At 72.2% G+C, this 22024-nt stretch carries 16 protein-coding genes; 7 read left to right on the forward strand and 9 right to left on the reverse strand.

Annotated features, from left to right (window positions below):
* The first annotated feature begins 164 nt into the window (after positions 1–164).
* Entirely contained in the window at positions 165–1586 is a 1422-nt protein-coding gene (locus ACFYP4_RS10660; RefSeq protein WP_388784627.1) for a PP2C family protein-serine/threonine phosphatase, read from the forward strand.
* Positions 1587–1596: 10 nt separating this feature from the next.
* Here ACFYP4_RS10660 and ACFYP4_RS10665 read toward each other — a convergent pair whose 3' ends face one another.
* On the reverse strand, positions 1597–3096 hold the full coding sequence (locus tag ACFYP4_RS10665; protein WP_388784630.1) for a hypothetical protein: 1500 nt from the start codon (positions 3094–3096) through the stop codon (positions 1597–1599).
* Between the two features lie 233 nt (positions 3097–3329).
* Between ACFYP4_RS10665 and ACFYP4_RS10670 the strand changes: the two genes are divergently transcribed.
* Positions 3330–4472, forward strand: a complete 1143-nt coding sequence (locus ACFYP4_RS10670; RefSeq protein ID WP_388784633.1) for an aminoglycoside phosphotransferase family protein — start codon at positions 3330–3332, stop codon at positions 4470–4472.
* Between the two features lie 264 nt (positions 4473–4736).
* Positions 4737–6722 carry an N-acetylmuramoyl-L-alanine amidase gene (locus ACFYP4_RS10675; RefSeq protein WP_388784636.1) on the forward strand — a complete coding sequence of 662 codons (1986 nt, stop codon included), beginning with the start codon at positions 4737–4739 and terminating at the stop codon, positions 6720–6722.
* A gap of 286 nt (positions 6723–7008) precedes the next feature.
* Here ACFYP4_RS10675 and ACFYP4_RS10680 read toward each other — a convergent pair whose 3' ends face one another.
* The 6 genes from ACFYP4_RS10680 to ACFYP4_RS10705 all read right to left on the reverse strand — a co-directional run bounded on the left by ACFYP4_RS10680 (position 7009) and on the right by ACFYP4_RS10705 (position 12093).
* Positions 7009–7506 (reverse strand): hypothetical protein, encoded by a 498-nt coding sequence (locus ACFYP4_RS10680; RefSeq protein ID WP_358855085.1) that lies wholly within the window; start codon positions 7504–7506, stop codon positions 7009–7011.
* Between the two features lie 235 nt (positions 7507–7741).
* The gene (locus tag ACFYP4_RS10685) at positions 7742–7984 is read right to left on the reverse strand and encodes a DUF397 domain-containing protein (RefSeq protein ID WP_081222806.1); all 243 of its coding nucleotides are present in this window, start codon (positions 7982–7984) and stop codon (positions 7742–7744) included.
* Positions 7985–8067: 83 nt separating this feature from the next.
* Positions 8068–9234 carry a thiolase domain-containing protein gene (locus ACFYP4_RS10690; protein ID WP_358855086.1) on the reverse strand — a complete coding sequence of 389 codons (1167 nt, stop codon included), beginning with the start codon at positions 9232–9234 and terminating at the stop codon, positions 8068–8070.
* Complete coding sequence (locus tag ACFYP4_RS10695) at positions 9231–10277, reverse strand: thiolase domain-containing protein (protein WP_388784640.1); 1047 nt, start codon at positions 10275–10277, stop codon at positions 9231–9233. Before ACFYP4_RS10695 ends, ACFYP4_RS10690 begins: the two co-directional genes overlap by 4 nt.
* Positions 10277–11242, reverse strand: coding sequence for an OB-fold domain-containing protein (locus tag ACFYP4_RS10700; protein ID WP_358855088.1), 966 nt, complete (start codon positions 11240–11242; stop codon positions 10277–10279). The genes ACFYP4_RS10695 and ACFYP4_RS10700 overlap by 1 nt, the downstream gene beginning before the upstream one ends.
* A gap of 50 nt (positions 11243–11292) precedes the next feature.
* Positions 11293–12093 carry a crotonase/enoyl-CoA hydratase family protein gene (locus ACFYP4_RS10705; protein ID WP_388784644.1) on the reverse strand — a complete coding sequence of 267 codons (801 nt, stop codon included), beginning with the start codon at positions 12091–12093 and terminating at the stop codon, positions 11293–11295.
* 176 nt (positions 12094–12269) lie between these two features.
* On the opposite strand from ACFYP4_RS10705, the gene ACFYP4_RS10710 reads away from it, so the two are divergent.
* The 3 genes from ACFYP4_RS10710 (at position 12270) to paaK (ending at position 17805) form a co-directional block, all read left to right on the forward strand.
* Entirely contained in the window at positions 12270–13889 is a 1620-nt protein-coding gene (locus ACFYP4_RS10710; protein ID WP_388784647.1) for an acyl-CoA synthetase, read from the forward strand.
* 165 nt (positions 13890–14054) lie between these two features.
* Entirely contained in the window at positions 14055–16328 is a 2274-nt protein-coding gene (locus ACFYP4_RS10715; protein WP_388784650.1) for a sulfatase, read from the forward strand.
* Positions 16329–16485: 157 nt separating this feature from the next.
* Complete coding sequence (gene paaK, locus ACFYP4_RS10720; RefSeq protein WP_388784653.1) at positions 16486–17805, forward strand: phenylacetate--CoA ligase PaaK; 1320 nt, start codon at positions 16486–16488, stop codon at positions 17803–17805.
* A 359-nt stretch (positions 17806–18164) separates the two neighbouring features.
* Here paaK and ACFYP4_RS10725 read toward each other — a convergent pair whose 3' ends face one another.
* Positions 18165–19664, reverse strand: coding sequence for an acyl-CoA synthetase (locus ACFYP4_RS10725; RefSeq protein WP_388784656.1), 1500 nt, complete (start codon positions 19662–19664; stop codon positions 18165–18167).
* A gap of 224 nt (positions 19665–19888) precedes the next feature.
* On the opposite strand from ACFYP4_RS10725, the gene ACFYP4_RS10730 reads away from it, so the two are divergent.
* Positions 19889–20413, forward strand: coding sequence for a cupin domain-containing protein (locus ACFYP4_RS10730; protein WP_358855093.1), 525 nt, complete (start codon positions 19889–19891; stop codon positions 20411–20413).
* Between the two features lie 60 nt (positions 20414–20473).
* Here the strand turns inward: ACFYP4_RS10730 and ACFYP4_RS10735 are convergent, their stop codons facing one another.
* Positions 20474–22024 (reverse strand): acyl-CoA synthetase, encoded by a 1551-nt coding sequence (locus ACFYP4_RS10735; protein WP_388785056.1) that lies wholly within the window; start codon positions 22022–22024, stop codon positions 20474–20476.

Here is a 22024-nt window from a genome sequence, read left to right on the forward strand (position 1 = left end):
CGGCACCAGGTGCACGGGCAGCGGCCGTGAGGACGGCGGCATATGCCTGCTGCACGACCGCACCGCGTGTGGCCAAATCCCTTACAGGGCGTCGCGCGCTGTGCGACAGTCGTGATGGTCCTGCCGTCGCCCTTGGTCGTACCGTCCCCCCATCGGAGTGCGTCATGCCCCCCCATCTCTCTGCGGACAGCCCCGCCGCCCAGCCGCCCTCGAGCGGCACGGTCGACGCGCTCATCTCGCAGACGCGGCGGCTGCGCGGGGAGATGGACGCCGTCCGGCGTGACGCACCCGTCGACGGCACCGATCCCCAGGGCCGCTGGCAGCGCGCCCTGTGCGACCTGGCGATGCACCAACTGAACGATCTCGACGAGCACTTGGCGCAGCTGCGCGACGGGCCGCCCCCCGTCCCGGCCGAGCCGCAGACCACCCCGGCCGTGACCATCCCGCCGCGGCGCGGTTCCCTGCTCAGCCGCGTGGGCAGCGCCGAATGGAATCTGCTGACGGACGAGGCGAGCTGGTCCGGAGAGCTGTACCGGATCCTCGGCCGCGACCCCGAGGCTCCCCCGCTCACGCTAGACGAACTCCCGGCCCTCGTGCACGACGAGGACCGGTCGATGCTGACGTCGATGGTGACCGACTGCCTCATCGACGCGAAACCCATCGACGGGGAGTTCCGCATCCGGCGCCCCGACGGTGCTGTGCGGACCGTGCACATGATGGGCGAGCCCGTGCTCCACACCGACGGGAGCACGGCCTCGATGTGGGCCGTGCTGCGGGACGTCAGCGAGCTGCGCAGAAGCCAGCGCACGGTGAGCGACACCCGGGACTCGCTGGAGCGCCAGCGGCACTTCGCCCGGACCGAGCGCCGGCTCGCGGCCGAGCTGCGGGAGGCCGTGCTGCCGCCCTGGCGCGGCTGCCTGCGGCTGCCGAACCAGGGACCCGAGACGCTCGACCTCGCCGCACGGCATCTGCCGTCCGCCACGGGGACCCTGATCGGCGGCGACTGGTACGACGCGCTGGAACTGCCCAACGGCGAGAGCCTGTTGAGCGTCGGCGACCTCACGGGACACGGAGTGGCCGCGGTCTCGGGCACGGCGACCCTGCTCGGCGCCCTGCGCGGCATGGCGATGGCCGGCATCCGGCCCGGGCAACTCCTCTCCTGGCTGAACCGGTTACTCGATGTCACCGTCCAGCCCGCACTCGGCAGCGCGGTCTGCTGCCGCTACCGGCCCGAGACCCGCACCCTGACGTGGGCGCAGGCAGGGCACCCCGCCCCGCTGCTGTTCCGCAACGGAACGGGGTGCGTCCTCCCGGCAGCCGACGGCGTGCTGCTCGGTGCGACCCCGGGCGCCGTCTACGGGCAGGCCGAGGAGACCCTCGAAGAGGGCGACCTGCTGCTCCTGCACACCGACGGACTGGTACCGGGGCACAGCGGAACGGCCGCCGTGCGAAGACTGCTCGACCTTGCCCCGCGCCTGTGCGGAGCCCGCACGGCCCAGGACTGCCTCCGGGCGGTCGTCGAGGAGTGCGGCGAGGCCGAACGCGAGGACGACGCCTGCGTGCTCGTCGCCAGAGTGGTGTCCTGACCCCGGCAGGTCACGCCCGGGAGCTGTTGCCTCCCCGCGGCTTCAACGTGCCCTTGGGCATGGACAGTTTGATCTCCTCACGCAGGTCGTGGATCTTCGGGTAGCTGGAGTACTGCCCGGTGAGCCGGTACATCTCGCGCAGTCGGTCCCAGGTGCGCTGGGAGGAGTTGGCCCCCATCGACGTCAGAGCCAGCCGAGCGTAGCGGTCGGCCTGCTCCGGGTCGTCCGCGATGAAGCAGGCGGACGCCAGGGAGATGTGGTCGAAGATCTTCGAGCGCTCGCGGCCCGTCCCGCGCAGTTCGAGCGCCCCCTTCGCGTGCCGCTGCGCGGTGGCGGCGGCGGCGGGCTCGTGCTCCGCGAGGGTGCGGTAGGCGAGAGCCTGCATCCCGTGCATGTCCGCCTCGTCGAACATCTGCATCCAGCTCGGGGGCGGCACGTCCCCGCGGTCGGAGACGAAGAGGTCCTCCGCCTCGCCCAGGGTGCGCCGCATGGCCTGGCCCTTGCCCATGGATGCCTGCGCCCAGGCCTCGATGGTGTAGAGCATGGCCTGAGTGCGCGGCAGCACCTCGTCGCCCGACCCGGACTTGGCGAGCTTCATGAGGTCGAGTGCGTCGTCGGGGCGGCCCAGGTGCACCATCTGGCGGGCCGCCCGGGAGAGCGCCTCGCCGGCCCGGGGCCGGTCGCCGCCCTCGCGGGCCGCGTGGGCGGCGATGATGAAGTACTTCTGCGCCGTGGGCTCCAGGCCGACGTCGTGCGACATCCAGCCCGCGAGGACGGCGAGGTTGGCGGCGACGCCCCACAGGCGCCGCTGCAGATGGTCGGGGTGCCGGTAGGAGAGCATGCCTCCCACCTCGTTGAGCTGGCCCACCACGGCCTTGCGTTGCAGCCCGCCGCCGCGGGCCGCGTCCCAGGCCCGGAACACCTCGACCGAGCGCTCCAGTTCCTCGATCTCCTGGGACCCGATGGGGGCGGCCTCGTAGCGGTCGTACCCGGCGGGGTCGGCGTGCAGGGGGTGATCGAGTTCCGGTGCGTCGGCGGAGAGGGCCGGATCGGTGTGCAGCCAGTCATGCATGGCACTGCTGAGTGCGGATCCCGCGGCGAGCGCGGCACCCGCGCCCACCAAGCCGCGTCGGTTGAGCATGAGGTCCATTCCCGTGAATTCGGTGAGGACCGCGGCCGTTCGGTCGGGCGCCCAGGGCACTCCGTCGGGACCTTCCACGCTCCCGTCGCCCTGCCGTTTCCCTGCGCGCCCGTGCCGGACCAGGCCAAGGTCCTCGATGGTCACGACACGGCCGAGTCGCTCGGTGAACAGCGCCGCCAGCACCCGCGGTACCGGATCGCGCGGGATCTCTCCCATGTCGATCCAACGCCGCACCCGTGAGGTGTCGGTCGCCAGTTGGGGGTGGCCCATGGCCGCCGCCTGCCGGTTGACCAGCCTCGCGAGTTCGCCCTTGGACCAGCCGGCCAGGCCGAACAGGTCCGACAGGCGGGTGTTGGGTTGTCCGTTCACGTCAAGCCCCCAGGTTCTCGGCTGAAATCGACAGTAACCGCCTGTCAGTTGCTGAGCGACTATTCGCCAGGGTTCGCCAGGGTGCGCCAGATGGTGTGCCAGTGACCCCCGGGTGTCAGGTAGGAACGCGCCACCCCGACCCGGTTGCCGCTGGGGCACTCCCCAGGGTGCACCAGGGCCGCCGGGCGGGCAGCGCGGCAATTCGCAGGCACACGAAGGGATCTGTTTCGCCCATGTACACAGCATCGTCCTCCGTGTCCGCTCCGCCCCGGTCGCTTCACTCCCGCCCGGCGGGCAGCGGCCCCTACCTCGATCCGGCGCGTCAGGCGGCGGCTCCCGTGCTCGGCGCCGGCCGGACGCGGCGCGCACCGGGGCTCGGCCCCCAACCGCTCAGCGGACGACTCGACCTGTCCGGCCCCCAGGGCGCGCAGCTGCGCACGGCGATCGCGTCGGTGCACCGGATCTGTCCGGAGTTCGCGCCGGTGCAGGTGCTGCGCCGCAGCGGGCGTTCCGTGCTCCTGGTCGGTACGACCGGTCGCAGCACCGCCGTCGCCAAGTGCTTACTGGACCACTCCCCGATCTGGACGGAGCGGTTCCAGCACGAAATAGCTGCCTACCGCTCGTTCGTCCGGCACCGGCCGCCGGTCCGGGTGCCACGGCTGATCGCAGCGGACCCGGACAACTGCACGCTGGTCGTGGAGCGGATGCCCGGACGGGTCGCCGCGCTCCAGCGGCACCCGCTCGAGACCCCGCCCCGCGCGGACATCCGGGCGGCGCTGAGCGCGATCTGCCGGCTGAACGCGTGGCGGCCGCCGGCGGGCACCTTCCATGCCCCGCTGGACTACGCGGAGCGGATCTCGCGTTTCCATGAGCTGGGTCTGCTCACCGACCGGGACATGGGGGACCTGCAGAAGCTCCTGCACGGCATCGCGCACTCCACGGGACGCCACGGCATGGGCCAGTTCTGCCACGGCGACGCTCTCCTGTCTAACATCCTGCTCTCGCCAGCCGGTCCGGTGGTGGTGGACTGGGAGCACGCGGGCTGGTATCTGCCGGGGTACGACCTGGCGACGCTGTGGGCGGTCCTCGGTGACGCTCCCATGGCCCGGCGGCAGATCAGCCAGCTCGCCCAGTCGGCGGGGCCCGCGGCGCGCGACGCCTTCCTGGTCAACCTGATGCTGGTGCTGACCCGAGAGATCCGCACCTACGAGACGGCCGTGCAGCGTTCGATGCACGACACGACCCCGGCGGCACCGGGACCGGCCCATTCGGGTGCTGCGCCGTCCGGCGAGGAACAGCGGCTGCTGCTGAGGCGGCTGCACGACGACTGCCAGATGGCCCGCAGGGCCGTTCGAGCGGCGGTCGGCACTCGCTGACGGGGACGGCGGTCCGCGGTGCGCCCGGGAAATCGGCGCACCGCGGGCCTTCGTCATGTCCGGGGCCGTGTGCGCGCTTTATTGGTCCATTCCACTGACGCCCCGCAGGCCGCCCCGCCGCCGCCACGAAACCCCATTCGACCGCCGCTGACATGGGAAATTCCGTCCGGCTGGGCATGATTGACGGATCGTCGAGGAGCGGGTACCACTGACGCACGTCGGGCCCGCCCCACCCACCGCGCCCGACCGTCCCAGGAGGCCGCTTTGCGAGGAACCGCCACCGATCCCAACGCCCCTGGCGTATCAGGCCGCGCGCGCAGGACGGCGGTCGCGGTCGCCTCGGCCGCCCTGCTGCTGCCCCTGATCGGCGCCGCCCCGTCCGGCACCCCGGCACCGGCGTCCTCCGGGAGCCTGCGGAGCGCGTTCGCCGCCGCGGCGGCCGAGTACCGGGTGCCGCAGAGCGTGCTGCTCGGCGTCTCCTACCTCCAGTCCCGCTGGGACACGCACGGGGGAGCACCGAGCGTCTCGGGCGGCTACGGCCCGATGCACCTCACGGATGCCCCTACCGCGCTCGCCGAGACCGCGCGGCGGCACCACTCCGAGGGCACGGAGGACGCGCGCGGCGACAGTTCGCGCGCGCCGCTGCTGCCCGACACGAGGGTGCCCGCGAGCACCGAACTGCCCGCCCGCCTCAGGACGCTGGCCAAGGCGTCCGAGCTGACCGGCCTGCCGGCCGAGCGGCTCCGTACGGACGCGGCCGCCAACGTGGCGGGCGGCGCCGCGCTGCTCGCCGCCGCCCAGCGGCAGCTGGGTGAGCCGCTGAGCGCGGACCCGGCCGACTGGTACGGCGCGGTGGCCCGCTTCTCGGCCGCGGACGACACCGCGACGGCCGCGGCCTACGCCGACGACGTGTATGACGTCATCCACGAGGGCGCGCGGCGCACCACCGACACCGGGGAGAGCGTGACGCTGGCCGCCGACCCGGCGCTGCGGCCCGACACCGCACAGTTGCGGGCCGTCGGCCTGCGCACCGTCTCCGCGGACGGCACGGAATGCCCGCCGACGGTGTCCTGCGAGTGGATCCCGGCGCCGTACGAGGAGTTCGGCGACGGCGACTACGGCAATCACGATCTGGGGGACCGGCCGGCGTCCCAGCGCATCGAGTACATCGTCGTCCACGACACGGAGGGCGCCTGGGACGGCGTCCTCACCATGGTCCAGGACCCCACCTACGTGTCCTGGAACTACACGCTGCGCTCGACCGACGGTCACGTCGCCCAGCACGTGAAGGCCAAGGACGTCGCCTGGCACGCGGGCAACTGGTACGTGAACGCCAAGTCGATCGGCCTGGAGCACGAGGGGTTCCTCGCCTCGCCGGACGCCTGGTACACGGAGGCGATGTACCGCGCGTCGGCGCGGCTGGTGACGTATCTCGCCAGGAAGTACGACGTCCCGCTGGACCGCCAGCACATCCTCGGGCACGACAACGTGCCAGGTCCCACGGCGTCGACCGTCCCCGGCATGCACACGGACCCCGGCCCCTACTGGGACTGGCAGCACTACTTCGCGCTGATGGGCCGGCCCTTCCACCGCACGGCCAAGGCCGACGCCGGGCTGGTGACCGTGCTGCCGAAGTACGACAGGAACCAGCCGGTGTACACGGGCTGCGTCACGAAGGGCGAGCCCTGCGCGGCCCACGGCTCCAGCGAGGTACGCCTGCACAGCCTGCCGGACGAGACCTCGCCGCTGATCAAGGACATCGGTCTGCGTCCCGGTGGGGGCGACTCGACGACCGACGTGAACGACATCGGCTCACGGGTCTCCACCGGCCAGCGGTACGCGGTGGCCGGCCGTGACGGTGACTGGACGGCGATCTGGTACCTGGGGCAGAAGGCCTGGTTCAAGAACCCGAGGAAGCAGCCCACGGCGGTTCCCGCCTCGGGCCGGGTGGCCACGCCCAGGGCCGGGCTCACGGAGGTTCCCGTCTACGGGCGCGCGTACCCGGAGAAGGAGGCCTATCCGGCGGGCGTGCCCGTCCAGGCCGTCTCCCCGCTGCCGTACAAGCTCCTCGCGGGCCAGCGCTACGCGGTCGGCGGCCGGGTGGCCGGGGAGTACTTCTACGCGCCGACCTTCGACACGGCCCCGCACCGGGTCGTGATCGGCAAGGACATGTACTACGAGATCCAGTTCGGCCACCGGGTGGCGTTCGTCCGGGCGGCGGACGTGGAGGTGGTGGGCTCGGCCTCGTAGCTGCGCCGTACGCGAGTGGGGGGGGGGGGGGGGGGGGGGGGGGGCCGGCCCCCCCCCGCGGGGGGGGGGGGGGGGGGGGCCCCCCCCCCGGGGGCCCCCCCGGGGGGGGGGCGGGGGGGGGGGGGGGGGGGGGTGGGGGGGGGCGGGGGGGGGGGGCGGGGGGGCGGGGGGGGGGGGGGGGGGGGGGGCCCGGGGGGGGGGCGGCCCGGGGGGGGGGGGGGGGGGGGGGGGGCGCGGCCCCGCCCCCACTCGCGGATGCCGATGGCGGGAGACCGCCCCGCGCGGTTCAGCCCTGCTGGAAGAGTTCCGCGGGGAGCGGCTTCAGCAGCGCGTACAGATCGTCGGTGATGGGCCGGTCCCAGGCGGCGATGGTCACCAGGACCTTGTCGCTGCGGTCGAACTGGACGCAGGAGATGCGGCTCTCGGAGAGCTTGAGGCGGCGCACGATCAGCAGGTTGTCCCCCTGCATCACCGGCATGTCCTCGGTCCCGACGACCGTGACCTCCTCCTCGTTCTCCAGTGCGAGGAGGAGCTGGGCGACCTCGAAGGGGACCTCGTCCTCGGCGATGTCACGGGCCGGCGAGCCCTCCGGCAGATTGCCGATGATCATCGCGGGGCCGCGCCCGCCGAACAGGTCGTAGCGCAGGAAGACGCCCTGGCAGCTGCCGTCGGGGGCGGGAAGCAGGCCCGCGCCGAGATTGCCCGGCCAGTCGCCCGGGTCCATGGCCAGAACATCGAAGTCGGGCCCGGCGGGTGTGGCGCTGCGGCGGCGGAGGAAGGACATGCCGCCATGGTACGTGCCCGGGCGGGTGCCGGGCCCTGCGGGCGCCGGCACCGGGCGTCCCGGAGGGCTCCTCCGGATCGGCGGCTTCCTGTGCCGCCCCGCCTGTCACCGCGTGCGGCCGCCGCGTCGCGTGACCCGCGGCCGTCTCGGGTGTGCTCGGGAGCGCCTCCGCGGGCCGGGGCCCCCTCCCTGGCGGGGGAGGGGGCGGCTCGTCGGCCCCGCGGGCGGCCCGTGCTCAGGTGAGGTCGAACTCCCCTTCACGGGCTCCGGAGACGAAGGCGCCCCACTCCGCGGGCGTGAAGATCAGTGAAGGGCTCTGCGGGCGGCCGCTGTTGCGCATCGCGATGAAGCCTTCGACGAAGGCGATCTGGACGTCTCCCCGTCCTCGGCTGCTGGACTGCCATTCCGCCTTGCTGAGATCCAGCTCCGGCTTGTCCCAGCCCGCGAGCGGGTGCTGCTCGATGGTGCTTTCGGCCACGTCCGTGCTCCTCCCGGTTCGTCGTCCGGCGCCAGCCTAGCGAGCGGTTCCGGCGGCGGACAGGCCACGTCGGAGGGACGGCGTCAGGAGTGCGGCGGCGCGGACCCGACCAGCCACATCGAGAAGAACTGGGATCCGCCTCCGTAGGCGTGCCCCAGCACCCGGCGGGCCCCCTCCACCTGGTGCTCTCCCGCCTGCCCGCGCACCTGGAGTGCCGCCTCCGCGAAGCGGATCATCCCGGAGGCGCCGATCGGATTGGTGGAGAGCACCCCGCCCGACATGTTGACGGGCAGGTCGCCGTCCAGTTCCGTCACGCCGGACTCGGTGAGCTTCCAGCCCTCCCCCTCGGCGGCGAACCCGAGGTTCTCCAGCCACATCGGCTCGTACCAGGAGAAGGGGACGTACATCTCGACGGCGTCGATCTCCCGGCGCGGGTCGGCGATGCCCGCCTGCCGGTAGACGTCGGCGGCGCAGTCCTTTCCCGCCTGCGGGGACACGAAGTCCTTGCCGGCGAAGAGCGTCGGTTCGCTGCGCATCGCACCGCCGTGCAGCCAGGCCGGCGGCCGGGGCGAACGGGCCGCGCCGGTCCGGTCGGTGAGGACCATCGCGCACGCCCCGTCGGAGGACGGGCAGGTCTCCGAGTAGCGGACCGGGTCCCACAGCATGGGCGAGGCCTGGACCTTCTCCAGGGTGATGTCGTGCTCGTGCAGGTGCGCGTACGGGTTCTTCAGCGCGTTGCGGCGGTCCTTGTAGGCGACGAGCGAGCCGACGGTGTCGGGGGCGCCGGTGCGCCGCATGTAGGCGCGGATGTGCGGGGCGAAGAAGCCGCCCGCCCCCGCCAGCAGCGGCTGCTGGAAGGGGATCGGCAGCGACAGGCCCCACATGGCGTTCGACTCGGACTGCTTCTCGTAGGCCAGGGTCAGGACGGTGCCGTGGACCCGGCCGGCGACCAGGTTCGTGGCGACGAGCGCTGTGGATCCGCCCACGGAGCCCGCCGTGTGCACCCGCAGCATCGGCTTGCCGACGGCGCCGAGCGCGTCGGCGAGGTACAGCTCGGGCATCATCACGCCCTCGAAGAAGTCGGGCGCCTTGCCGATCACGACGGCGTCGATGTCGGCCCAGGTCAGCTCGGCGTCGTCGAGCGCCCGGCGCGCGGCCTCCCGGACCAGGCCGGCCTGGGACACGTCCCGCCGGGCGGCCACGTGCTTGGTCTGGCCGATGCCTACGACGGCCACGGGCTCCTTGCTCATCGGGGATCCCCTTCGAGGACGGCGACCAGGTTCTGCTGGAGGCAGGGCCCGGACGTGGCGTGGGCGAGCGCCCGGTCGGACTCCCCGCGGTGGACGCGGGCGGCGGCCTCGCCGATGCGGATGAGCCCGGCCGCCATGACGGGATTGGCGGCGAGTGCGCCCCCGGACGGGTTCACCGTGACGTCCTCGCCGAGCCGCAGCGCCTTGCGCAGGACCACCTCCTGGGAGGTGAACGGCGCGTGCAACTCGGCGGTGTCGACGGGCCGGTCGAAGGCTCCGGCCCGCTCCGCGGCGAGCCGCGCAGACGGCGAGTCGGTGAGGTCGCGCACCCCGAGTGCGTGGGCCTCGATGCGGTGGTCGATGCCGCGGATCCACGCGGGCCGCTCGCAGAGCTCGCGGGCCCGCTCCCCGGCGGCGAGGATCACGGCCGCGGCTCCGTCACCGACAGGCGGGCAGTCACCGGTCCGCAGCGGGCGTACGACGTGGTCGCCGTGCGGCACGGAACCCCTGAGCTGCGCGTGGGGGTTGGCGCTCGCCGACGCGCGGTTGCGGGACGCGACACCGGCGAGCGCGGCTTCGTCGGTCTCCCCCGCGTCGATGAGCGCCCGCGCCTGGAGCGCGGCGAGGGCGACCGAGTCCGGCCACAGGGGTGCCACGTAGTACGGGTCGAGCTGCCGGGTCAGGACGTCGCGTACGGAGCCGGGTGACGACTTCCCGAACCCGTACACGAGCGCGGTGTCGGCGTCGCCGGTCAGCAGCTTGGTCCATGCCTCGTACAGCGCCCACGCGGCGTCCATCTCCACGTGCGACTCGGAGATCGGCGGCCAGGCGCCCACCCCGTCGAGCGCCATGGTGAAGGAGAAGGCGCGGCCCGCGAGGTAGTCCGAGGAGCCGGAACAGGTGAAGTCGATGTCGCCGGTCCTCAGTCCGGTGCGGTCGAGGACGTCGTGGAGGACCGGGATGAGCATCTCGACCTCGGAGAGCTCCTCGTTGGTGCGCCGGTGGACGGTCTGCCCGAAGGCGACGACGGCGATCTCCCGCATCACAGCAGCTCCTTGTACGCCTCGTAGTCCGCGTCGGGCTCGCCGGTGGGCCGGTAGTGGTCGGGGTAGCGGCCGCCCTCCGTCCACACCGGTTCGACCCGCAGCCCCATGCGCACCTGGTCGTAGGGGATGCCGCCGATGCGCCCGTGCAGCGCGAGGTCGGCGCCGTCGAGGGCGATGTGCCCGTAGACGTACGGGACTTCGATGTCGAGGTTCTTCGCCTTGATGTTGACGACGCAGTACGTGGTGAGCGTGCCGCGGGGGCCCGTCTCGACCTGTTCCGACGTCGCGATTCCGCAGGTGGGGCACGCGCCCCTGGGCGGGACGTACACCTTGCGGCAGGAGGGGCAGCGCTCGCCGACCGTCCGCCGGCCGGAGAGGGCGTTGATGTAGGCGGACTGGGCGCGGCCGGGCGAGTAGACGTAGTCGAGGCGGGCGGGGGCGACGATGCCGGTCACCATGTCGTCGAAGCGGCCCTCGTGGGCGCGGAGTTCGGACGGTTCGCCGGTGCCGTCGGCGGCGTCCGTCCCGTCGTGCGGTTCGAAGCAGGCGATGTCCGTGATGGCGCCGGAGCGTTCCCCGGCCCAGCGGACGCGGACGCGCATGCCGGTGTGCACGGCGTCGGGGCCCGGGGCGTCGAGCGCGTGCAGGAGGGCGGTGTCCGCGCCGTCGAGCCGGACCAGCACCCAGGCGAACGGGGTGTCCAGGGGCTGGCCGCGGCGTGGCGCGTGGTTCCAGGCCCAGGTGGTGACGGTGCCGGTGGGGGCGACCTCCACGAGGTCGCGTATCTCCTCGGCCGTCACGGGGTCGTACTCGACGGGCGGGACGAGGGTCCGGCCGTCCGCCGTCCGCACACCGAGCACGACACGCTCGCGCAGGCCGGTGAGGAACGCGCTCTGGACGGGACCGAGCGAGCGGGTGAAGGGGAATTCGAGGACCAGGGGGGCTTTGAGGACTTCGGGCATCCGCAGGGCTCCTTCCGGGGGTCGGGCGCGCCGCGTTCCCCTGCCGGGGGTCAGGCGCGCCGGTAGACGGGCGGGCGCTTCTCGGCGAAGGCCCGGGAGCCCTCCTTGGCGTCGGCGGTGTCGAAGACCAGACGGCCGCGGGTGAGTTCGGCCGCGAGACCGTCGGTCTCGCTCAGGTCGCCGCACTCGTACACGGACGCCTTCACGGCCTCGACGGCCAGCGGACCGCAGGCGTTGATCCGCTCGGCGATCTCCAGGGCCCGCGCGAGCGCGGTCCCGTCGGGGACGACATGGCCGATCAGGCCGATGCCGGCGGCCTCCGGGGCCGTGTACGGGCGTCCCGTGAGCAGCATCTCCAGGGCGTGGGTGCGCGGGATCTGGCGCGGCAGACGGACGGTGGACCCGCCGATCGGGAACAGGCCGCGCCTGACCTCGAACAGCCCGAACGTCGCCGACTCGCCGGCCACCCGGATGTCGGTTCCCTGGAGGATCTCCGTGCCGCCCGCGACGCAGTGCCCCTCGACGGCGGCGATCACCGGTTTGCGGGGGCGGTGGTGGCGCAGCATCGCCTTCCAGTGCAGGTCCGGGTCAGCCGTGAGCCGGTCCCGGTACTGCTGCCCGTCCATCCCCTTGCCCGCCAGTGCCTTGAGGTCCATTCCGGCACAGAACGCGCCGCCCGCCCCGGTGAGGACGATCGAGCGGACCGCGTCGTCCTCGTCGGCCTCCAGCCAGCCGTCGTACAGGCCGACCAGCATCGGCAGCGAGAGCGCGTTCTTGGCCTCGGGTCTGTTGAGCGTGAGCACCATCGTGGCGCCCTCGCGCCGCACGGTGAGGTGTTCCGTCCCGCCCATTGCCGTCCTCCCGTCTCGGGAACGAGAACAGGTTGCAGGAGGCGCCGGGCCAGTACAAGGGTTTTCTGACAGTCAGTCAGATTTCTTCCGTTCCGGCCCTTCCCAGTTGGTTCCCCCTTTGCTCTGATGACCGTCGAGCCGACGGATACCGGTCGCGCCCGGGGTCAGGAGGAGCGGTGGAGTACAACCTTGCCGACCTGTTCGAGTCGGTCGTCGACGTGGTCCCGGGCCGCGAGGCGCTCGTGTACATCGACCACCCCGGCACAGGCGCCGAGCGCCGTCTGACCTACGCGGAGCTGGACGCCGCCGCGAACCGCGTCGCCCACCACCTCATGGACAGCGGCGTCCGCCCGGGAGAACACCTCGGACTCCACCTCTACAACGGGGTCGAGTACGTCCAGACCGTACTGGCGTGCCTCAAGGCACGGATCGTGCCGGTCAACGTCAACTACCGTTACGTGGAGGACGAGCTGGCATACCTCTACCGGGACGCGGATCTCGCGGCCCTGGTCTACGACGCGGAGTTCACCGACCGGGTGGCCGCGGCACTGCCCCGCACGCCGGCGCTGCGGCATCTCGTCCGGGTGGGCGGGACGGCACCCGGCGCCGCCCCGCCCCCGGGGGTGGACTTCACGGATGCGGAGGCCGCAGGCTTCCCGGAGCGCGGATTCCCGCCGCGTTCGGCGGACGACCAGTTCATCATCTACACGGGCGGCACGACCGGCATGCCCAAGGGGGTGATGTGGCGGCAGGAGGACCTGTTCTTCTCCGGTCTCGGCGGCGGCGCCCCGACGGGAGAACCGGTCTCGGCACCGGAGGAACTCGCCGAGCGGGTCGCGGCGGGCGGCGAGGGCATCACGTTCTTCCCCACTCCCCCGCTGATGCACGGCACGTCCACCCTCACCGCGTTCATCGGGTTCAACTTCGGCCAACGGGTCGTGATCCACCGCAAGTTCGTGCCCGAGGAGGTCCTGCGCACCATCGAGAAGGAACGGGTCACCAGCGTGTCGCTGGTCGGCGACGCGATGCTGCGTCCGCTGATCGACGCGCTCGGCGGACCCATGAAGGGCACCGACTGCTCCTCCCTGTTCAGCGTATCCTCGTCCGGCGCGATCATGTCGGAGACGGTCCGCGAGCAGTTCCAGGCGCTCGTCCCGACCGTGCTGCTGCTGAACAACTTCGGGTCGTCGGAGTCCGGGTTCAACGGCACGGCGACACCAGACTCCGGCCCGGAGAAGGGCTTTCGTGTGCGCGTCAACTCGCGTACGCAGGTGGTGGATCCGGCCACGCACGAACCGGTAGCCGCCGGTGAACCCGGACGCGTCGCGCAGCGCGGCCACGTGCCGCTCGGCTACTACAACGACCCGGAGAAGACCGCCGAGACCTTCTTCCGGAAGGGTGGCGAGCGGTGGGTGCTCCTCGGTGACATGGCGACCGTCGACGAGGAGGGCGTGGTCACCGTCCTCGGCCGGGGCTCCCAGTGCATCAACACCGGCGGCGAGAAGGTCTACCCGGAGGAGGTCGAGCAGGCCCTCAAGTCCCACCCGGACGTCTACGACGCGCTGGTCGCCGGGGTGCCCGACGCGACGTGGGGGAATCACGTGGCCGCCGTGGTCCAGTTGCGCCGGGGCGCGGAGCCGCCGTCCCTCGAGGACATCCAGACGCACTGCCGCTCCCGGCTCGCGGGGTACAAGGTGCCGCGGCAATTGGTGATCGCGGAGACCATCCAGCGGTCGCCGAGCGGCAAGGCCGACTACCGGTGGGCCCGCGGCGTCGCGGTGCGGGCGGACCGCTAGACACGTCGCGCGAAGCAGCCGACGGGGAACCTGCGTAATCTTTGCGCGCGGTTGACCGTGCATGGTTGAACTGCGGGTGAAGGGCGACCGTACGAAGGGTGGCGGTCCCTGCCCACGGGGCGGTTCCGCCGCGTCATCACGGGCTTCGTACGGAAGGACCATCGCGTGTCGCACATCACGCGCTCGCCGCAGCAGCCGGACCCCGGCCCGGATGCGGCTGCCGCCGGGCCGAGGGCGACGGACGGCGCCGCCGCCGGGCCGGACGCCGGCACAGTCGTCCCCGAGCCGACGGCCGCGGGTGCCGGCACGCCCGAAAAGCCCGCTGAGGGCACCGACGGCGGTGCACGGGCGGAGGCGGAACCCCCGGAAGGGGCGGGCGCGTTCGACGGGCGGGATCCCTCCGCGGGCGACGACGCCGAGGACCCCCCGGTCGGCGGAATTCCCCCCACGCCCGACCGCGCGGAGGCGGCCCCGGACGACACCACCCCCGACGGCGGGGACCCCGACGCCGGGGACCCCGACACCGGGGACCCCGACACCGAGGACCCCGCCACGAGCGACACGGCCGCCCCCTCCGCCGCCCGCGGCACCGGCAACGACGCCCCCGACGCCGGACACCCGCCGCAGGACAGGGCGGCCGACCGGACCTCCGAGCCCGCCCCGGGCGACACCGCCCCCGACGCCGGGGAACTCACCGCGGTTGAAGGGGGCGGCCCTGCCTCGGACGGTGATGCTCCGGGACCCCCCGCCGCCCGCGTCCGTGCCGGCTGGTGGGGCTGGCGGCTCGCCCACCCGCGGGCCGCGCGCGCCGTGACCGTGGCCACCACGGTCCTGTCCGTCGCGCTCGTGCTCTTCGCCCTCCTCGTACCGAACCACCTCGACCGCCTCACGGCCGGCGCCTTCCTCCGGATCCCGGCCGAGGGAATCCTCCTCGCCGGGCTGCTGCTGGTGCTGCCGCCGCGGGCGAGGCGGATCGTCGCCGTGATCGCGGGCGTGGGCCTCGGCCTGCTGACCGTCCTCAAGTTCGTCGACATGGGCTTCTACTCGGTGCTCGACCGGCCCTTCGACCTGGTTCTCGACTGGATCCTGTTCGACGACGCCGCACAGTTCCTGAAGGAGTCGGTCGGGCGGACCGGCGCGCTGCTCGCCGTGATCGCGGTCGTCGCCCTCGTCGTGGCCCTGCTCGTCCTGGTGGCACTCGCGGTCGTGCGGCTGAGCAGTCTGCTGGCCGGGCACCGGCAGGCCGCCGTCCGGACCACCCTCGTCCTCGGCACCGCCTGGATCACCTGCGTGACGCTCGGCGTGCAGGTCACGGACGTGCCGGTCGCCGCCAAGCTCGACGCCAACCTGCTCGAGAACCGCGCGCACCAGGTCCGCGCCGGTATCAGGGACGGCCGGGTGTTCGCCCGGCAGGCGAGCGTCGACGCGTTCGCCGACACCCCGCCCGACCAGCTGCTGACCGGGCTGCGCGGCAAGGACGTCCTGTTCACGTTCATCGAGAGTTACGGGCGGTCGGCGATCGAGGACCCGGCGATGGCCGAGCAGGTCGACGCCGTGCTGAAGGACGGCAGCAGCTCACTGAAGGCGGCCGGGTTCTCGTCGCGCAGCGGCTGGCTGAAGTCGCCGATCGCCGGCGCGGGCAGCTGGCTGGCCCACTCCACGTTCCTGTCCGGCCTGTGGATCAAGAACCAGCAGCGCTACCGGAGCCTCACCTCCAGCGACCGTGCGACCCTGACCCGCTATTTCCAGAAGACCGGCGCCTGGCGCACGGTGGGCATCGTGCCGGGTGTCCGCCGCGCCTGGCCGGAGGGCAAGTTCTTCGGTCTCGACCACATCTACGACTCCGAACACCTCGGCTACGAAGGCCCGTACTTCAGCTGGACGCCCGTCCCGGACCAGTTCACCCTGGAGGCCTTCGAGCGGCTGGAGCACGGCCGGAAGGACCGCGAGCCGATGATGGCGGAGATCATCCTGGCCTCCAGCCACAACCCCTGGGCGCCCGTCGCCCGCATGGTCGACTGGGACGACCTCGGCGACGGTTCACTCTTCGAGCAGATCAAGATGGAGGGCAAGGACCCGAAGGAGGTCTGGAAGAACCCGGACGACGTGCGCACCGAGTACCGGAAGGCCATCGAGTACTCGCTGCACAGCCTCATCGAGTACGTGGAGCGGTACGGCGACGAGAACACGGTGCTCGTCTTCCTCGGCGACCACCAGCCCAACCCGACGGTGACCGGCAGCGGTGCGGGCAAGGACGTGCCCGTCACCGTCGTCGCGCACGATCCGAAGGTGCTGGAGAAGATAAGCGGCTGGAACTGGACGGAGGGGCTGAAGCCCGCCGAGGACGCACCGCGGTGGGGCATGGACAAGTTCCGCGACCGGTTCATGACGGCGTACGGGCCGCATCCCGACGCGGCCGGCGCGGCCTCGGCCCCCTGACCCGGCCGCCTGTCCCCGCGCGTGCCCGCGCGAGTCCGCGGGGACAGGCACCGCAGACACCTTGACGACCCGCCCGGGCCCCTGGATTACTGATCCGGAACAGGTCGACCGAATGATCGGTCGCCCGGAATGATGCGGTTGTCGAGGGAGAAGTCCCATGGCGGATTCCACGGACTCCAGGGTCCGCACGGACACGAACCACCTGGACACGGGTGAGCGGCTCGGCACGGAGGAGCTGCGGGCCCTGCAGACGGAGCGGCTGCGGGCCTCGCTGCGGCACGCGTACGAGAACGTGCCCTTCTACCGTGCGTCCTTCGACCGGGCGGGTCTGCGTCCCGACGACTGCCGCTCCCTCGCCGATCTGGCCGGGTTCCCGTTCACCACGAAGGCGGACCTGCGCGAGAACTACCCGTACGGGATGTTCGCCGTGCCGCAGGACCGCGTCCGGCGCCTCCACGCGTCGAGCGGTACGACCGGACGGCCCACGGTCGTCGGGTACACGGAGAACGACCTGTCCATGTGGTCCGACATGGTGGCGCGTTCGCTGCGGGCCGCGGGCGCCCGTCCCGGTGACGTCGTGCATGTGGCGTACGGGTACGGCCTGTTCACCGGTGGCCTCGGCGCGCACTACGGCGCCGAGCGGCTCGGCTGTACGGTGATCCCCGCGTCCGGCGGGATGACGGCACGTCAGGTTCAGCTGATCCAGGACCTGAAGCCGCGGATCATCATGGTGACCCCCTCGTACATGCTGACACTTCTGGACGAGTTCGAACGGCAGGGAGTGGATCCGCGGGGCACCTCGCTCCGGGTGGGCGTCTTCGGCGCCGAGCCGTGGACCGAGGAGATGCGGCGCGAGATCGAGGAGCGGTTCGCCATCGACGCGGTCGACATCTACGGCCTGTCGGAGGTGATCGGTCCCGGGGTCGCGCAGGAGTGCGTGGAGACCAAGGACGGCCTGCACGTCTGGGAGGACCACTTCTATCCCGAGATCGTCGACCCCGTCACGGGCGAGGTGCTGCCGGACGGCGCGGAGGGCGAGCTGGTGTTCACCTCGCTCACCAAGGAGGCGATGCCCGTGATCCGTTACCGGACAAGGGACTTGACGCGTCTGCTGCCCGGTACGGCGCGGGTGTTCCGCCGGATGGAGAAGATCACCGGCCGCAGCGACGACATGGTCATCCTGCGCGGCGTCAACCTCTTCCCCACGCAGATCGAGGAGATCGTGCTCCGCACGCCGGGCGTCGCACCGCACTTCCAGCTGCGCCTGACCCGGGAGGGCCGCCTCGACGCCCTCACCGTGCGGGCCGAGGCCCGGTCCGGCGCCTCCCCCGAGACCCGCGAGGCGGCGGCAGGGGCGATCGCGGCCGCCGTGAAGAACGGCATCGGGGTGACGGTGGCCGTGGAGATCGTCGAACCGGAGTCGCTGGAGCGGTCGGTGGGGAAGATCAAGCGGATCGTCGACCTGCGTCCCAGGTAGGGGGTGCCCGCCAGGAGGGCGTCGGCTGCGTGACCCGGTGCCGCCGCTCACGCCGGTCACGAGGCCGCAACGTACGCGACCGCGGGAGGCGGGGTCCGAACGTCGGCGGGCACCGGTGCGTCACGGAGGAGGCTCCCGATGTCGCCCTTCACCGGTCAGCCTCCGCTCGCACCGTCACCCCTGGGGGATCCATGCGTGAGAACGCCCGGCGCACCGTCGATCTGTTGCTCGTGCTCGCCCTGTGCACCGTCACGGCCGGTGCCGCCGCGGGCTGCGGGAGTGACCCTGCTTGACGCGTTCACGGGCCGGCCGGTGACCGACGACGAGCGCAAGGGCAGCATCCAGAGCGGGAGTTGAGGTCAGGCGCCGGAGAACCGGTCGCGCAGTTCCCGCTTGAGGATCTTGCCGCTGGCGTTGCGCGGCAGCTCGTCCACGAACAGGACACGCTTGGGCGCCTTGAAGTGGGCGAGCCGCTCCCGGACGTGGGCGAGCAGTTCGTCCTCGGCGACCTCCCCGCGCGGGACGACGACCGCGGTGACGGCCTCGATCCACCGCTCGTCCGGCAGGCCGATCACCGCCACCTCCGCGACCCGCTCGTGCGTGTACAGCGCGTCCTCGACCTGACGCGAGGCGATCAGGACGCCCCCGGAGTTGATGACGTCCTTCACCCGGTCGACGACGGTGAAGTACCCGGCGGCGTCCCGCACCGCGAGGTCCCCCGAGTGGAACCAGCCGTCCCGGAAGGCGTCCGCCGTCTCCTCCGGCTTGTCCCAGTAGCCCTCGCACAACTGCGGGGAGCGGTAGACGACTTCGCCCGGTTCACCGTCGGGCGCGTCCTTGCCCGACTCGTCGACGACGCGTGCCTCGACGAAGAGCACAGGACGTCCGCAGGAGTCCATCCTTCCCACGTGCTCGCCGGGACCCAGGACCATGGCGAGCGGCCCGATCTCGCTCTGTCCGAAGCAGTTGTAGAACGCCAGCTTCGGCAACCGCTTCCGCAGGCGCTCCAGCACGGGCACCGGCATGATCGACGCGCCGTAGTAGGCCTTGCGCAGACCGCTCAGATCACGGGTGGCGAAATCGGGGCGGTTCGACAGGCCGATCCACACCGTGGGCGGCGCGAACAGGCTGTCCGCGCGGCCCGCCTCGACCAGGTCGAGGAGCTGCCCGGGGTCGGGCGCGTCGAGGATGACGTTCTCGGCGCCGACCGCGAGATACGGCAGCAGGAACACATGCATCTGCGCCGAGTGGTAGAGGGGCAGCGAGTGCACTGGCCGGTCCCCGGCCTGCAGGTCGAGGGCGGTGATCGCGCTCAGGTACTCGTGCACCAGCGCCCGGTGGGTCATCATCGCGCCCTTGGGCAGCGCGGTCGTGCCCGAGGTGTACAGCAGCTGCGTCAGGTCCTCGCCGCGCGGCTCGGGACCGTCGTACGGGGCGGCCGTGGCGAGCCGGGCGAGCAGCGAGTCGTCCGTGTCGCGCAGGGGCAGGATTTGGGTGCCGGCGGGCAGGTTCTTGGCGAGGTCCCGGTCGGCCAGCACGACGCTGCAGCCGGCCTGGCCGACGATGTACGCCAGGTCGTCACCGGTCAGGTTCTGGTTGACCGGTACGTGCACGAGTCCGGAGCGGGCGCAGGCCAGGAAGCCGATCAGATACGCGTCGGAGTTGTGGCCGTAGGCGCCGACCCGGTCGCCGCGCTCCAGGCCGGCGTCGAGCAGGACACTCGCGGCGCGGGAGACGGCCTCGTCGAGTTCCGCGTAGGTCCAGGACCGGTCGCGGTAGTGGACCGCGACCCGTGCGGGAGTGCGGCGGGCGCTGCGCCGCAGCACCCCGTCGACCGTGGCGCTTCGTCCCGCCGTCATGACCTGCTCCTTCGTCCGCGGTGCCCTGCCGTGATCCTCGTCGGGCCGCGCGACCGGGGTCAAGCATCCGGCGCCGTCTGCGGGCCGGAACCGTCCCGGGAGCGCTGCCGGCGAGCGGTGGTGTGCGCTCAGTTGTTGCGGCCCCGCCCCCGGCGTTCGACACTGGTGGGAAACACGGCCGCGTGACTCGACATGCGAGATGTGCGCACCGAGGGGTGATCGCCATGGCCGAGCCTCAAGCACCTCCGCTCACCGTCGTACGACCCGGGGAGGGGACCGAGGTCGACATCGGGCCGATCGGGGTGGTCTTCAAACTGTGGGGTGCCGACACCGGCGGCGCGCTGTCGGTCGTGGAACACCCGTTTCCCGTCGGCGCGCTCGTGCCGGCCCATCTGCACACGCGGGAGGACGAGTACTCCATCGTGACCGAGGGCGAGATCGGTTTTCGTTCCGGCGACCGCGAGGCCGTCCTCGGCCCCGGCGGGTACATCACGAAGCCGCGCGGCGAGCTGCACACCATGTGGAACGCCGGACAGGTGCCTGCCCGCATGATCGAGATCATCACCCCCGCCGGCTTCGAGCACTTCTTCCGCGAACTGGCCGAACTGGTGTCCTCCGGGCCGCCCGAGCCCGACGCCCTCGCCCAACTCGCCGGGAGCTACGGCCTGGAGTTCGGCCGTCCGGAATGGCTGCCGGACATCGTCGAGCGGTTCGGGCTCAATCCGCCGCCGGGCACGGCGCGGCACTGAGCCGTACCCGGGCCTGGGACGGCTGTGCGCAGGGGGACGGGACCACGGCCGCGTCCCGGGTCACACCGCCCGGGTGCGCCCTTCCCAGTAGGGGTCGCGCAGCCGCCGCTTGTACAGCTTCCCGTTGGGGTCGCGCGGCATCGTCGCGATGAAGTCGACGCTCTTGGGACGCTTGTATCCGGCGAGCCGGCGCGCGCAGTGCGCCAGGATGTCGGCGGCGAGGGTCTCGGTCGGTTCGTGGCCGGGGGCGGGCTCGACCACGGCCTTGACCTCCTCGCCCCAGTCGTCGTGCGGGATCCCGAATGCGGCGGCGTCCGCGACGGCGGGATGGGCGAGCAGTTCGGACTCGATCTCGGCGGGGTAGATGTTGACGCCCCCCGAGATGATCATGTCGATCTTGCGGTCCCGGAGGAAGAGGTAGCCGTCCTCGTCGAGACATCCCAGGTCGCCGACGGTGAAGAAGTCGCCGATGCGGTTGGCCCTCGTCTTGGTCTCGTCCTTGTGGTACGAGAACCCGCCGGTGCTCATCTTCATGTATACGGTGCCGAGTTCACCCGGGGGCAGCCTGTTGCCGTCGTCGTCGAAGACCGCCAGTTCGCTGATGGGCCACGCCCTGCCGACCGTGCCGGGCTTCTTGAGCCAGTCCTCGGCAGTGGCGAACGCACCCCCTCCCTCGCTGGCCGCGTAGTACTCCTCCACGCTGTGGCCCCACCACTCGATCATGGCCCGTTTCACGTGATCGGGGCAGGGGGCCGCGCCATGGATGGCGTGCCGCATCGACGAGACGTCGTAGCGCGCCCGGACGTCCTCGGGCAGGGCCAGCAGCCGGTGGAACTGCGTGGGGACCATGTGGGTGTGCGTGCACCCGCGGGCGTCGATGAGGCGGAGCATGTCCTCGGGTGTCCACTTGTCCATCAGCACCAGGCGGTGGCCGATGTGCAGCGAGGCGCCCGCGAACTGGAGCACCGCCGTGTGGTAGAGCGGCGAGCAGACCAGGTGCACGTTGTCGTCGAACGGCTTGATGCCGAAGATGCCGAGGAAGCCGCCGAGGTAGGTCTCCTCGGGCAGCTTGCCGGGCAGGGGGCGGCGGATGCCGCGGGGGCGGCCCGTGGTGCCCGAGGTGTAGTTCATGACCCAGCCGAGGGTGCGGCCCTCGGGGACCGACTCGGGTTGCCCTGCGAGGAGTTGGGCGTAGGGCCGGAATCCGCGGATGTCTCCGACCGCGTACCGGTGGGTGGCGGGCAGCGCCGCCTCGTCGGCGGCGTGACGCGCGGCGTCGGCGAACCGCTCGTGCGCGATGAGCACCTTGGCGCCGGAGTCGGAGACGATCCAGGCGATCTCCGGCCCGACGAGGTGGTGGTTGACGGGGACGAGGTAGAAGCCGGCCTGGGATGCGGCCAGGTACGCGGTGAGGAACTCGGCGCCGTTGGGCAGGACGACGGCGAAGGAGTCGCCGCGTTCAAGTCCCGCGGCGCGCAGTCCGTGGACCAGTTGGTTGACGCGGGCGTGCAGGCGTCCGGCGGTCCACTCCTCGCCGTCGGGGGCGACGAGGACGGTGCGCCGCGGGTCTGCGGTCGCCTGGGCCCAGAAGCCGTTGGGGGGCGGGTCCAT

Origin of the sequence: Streptomyces sp. NPDC005551 (assembly GCF_042871785.1) — a bacterium.
GTDB lineage: Bacteria > Actinomycetota > Actinomycetes > Streptomycetales > Streptomycetaceae > Streptomyces.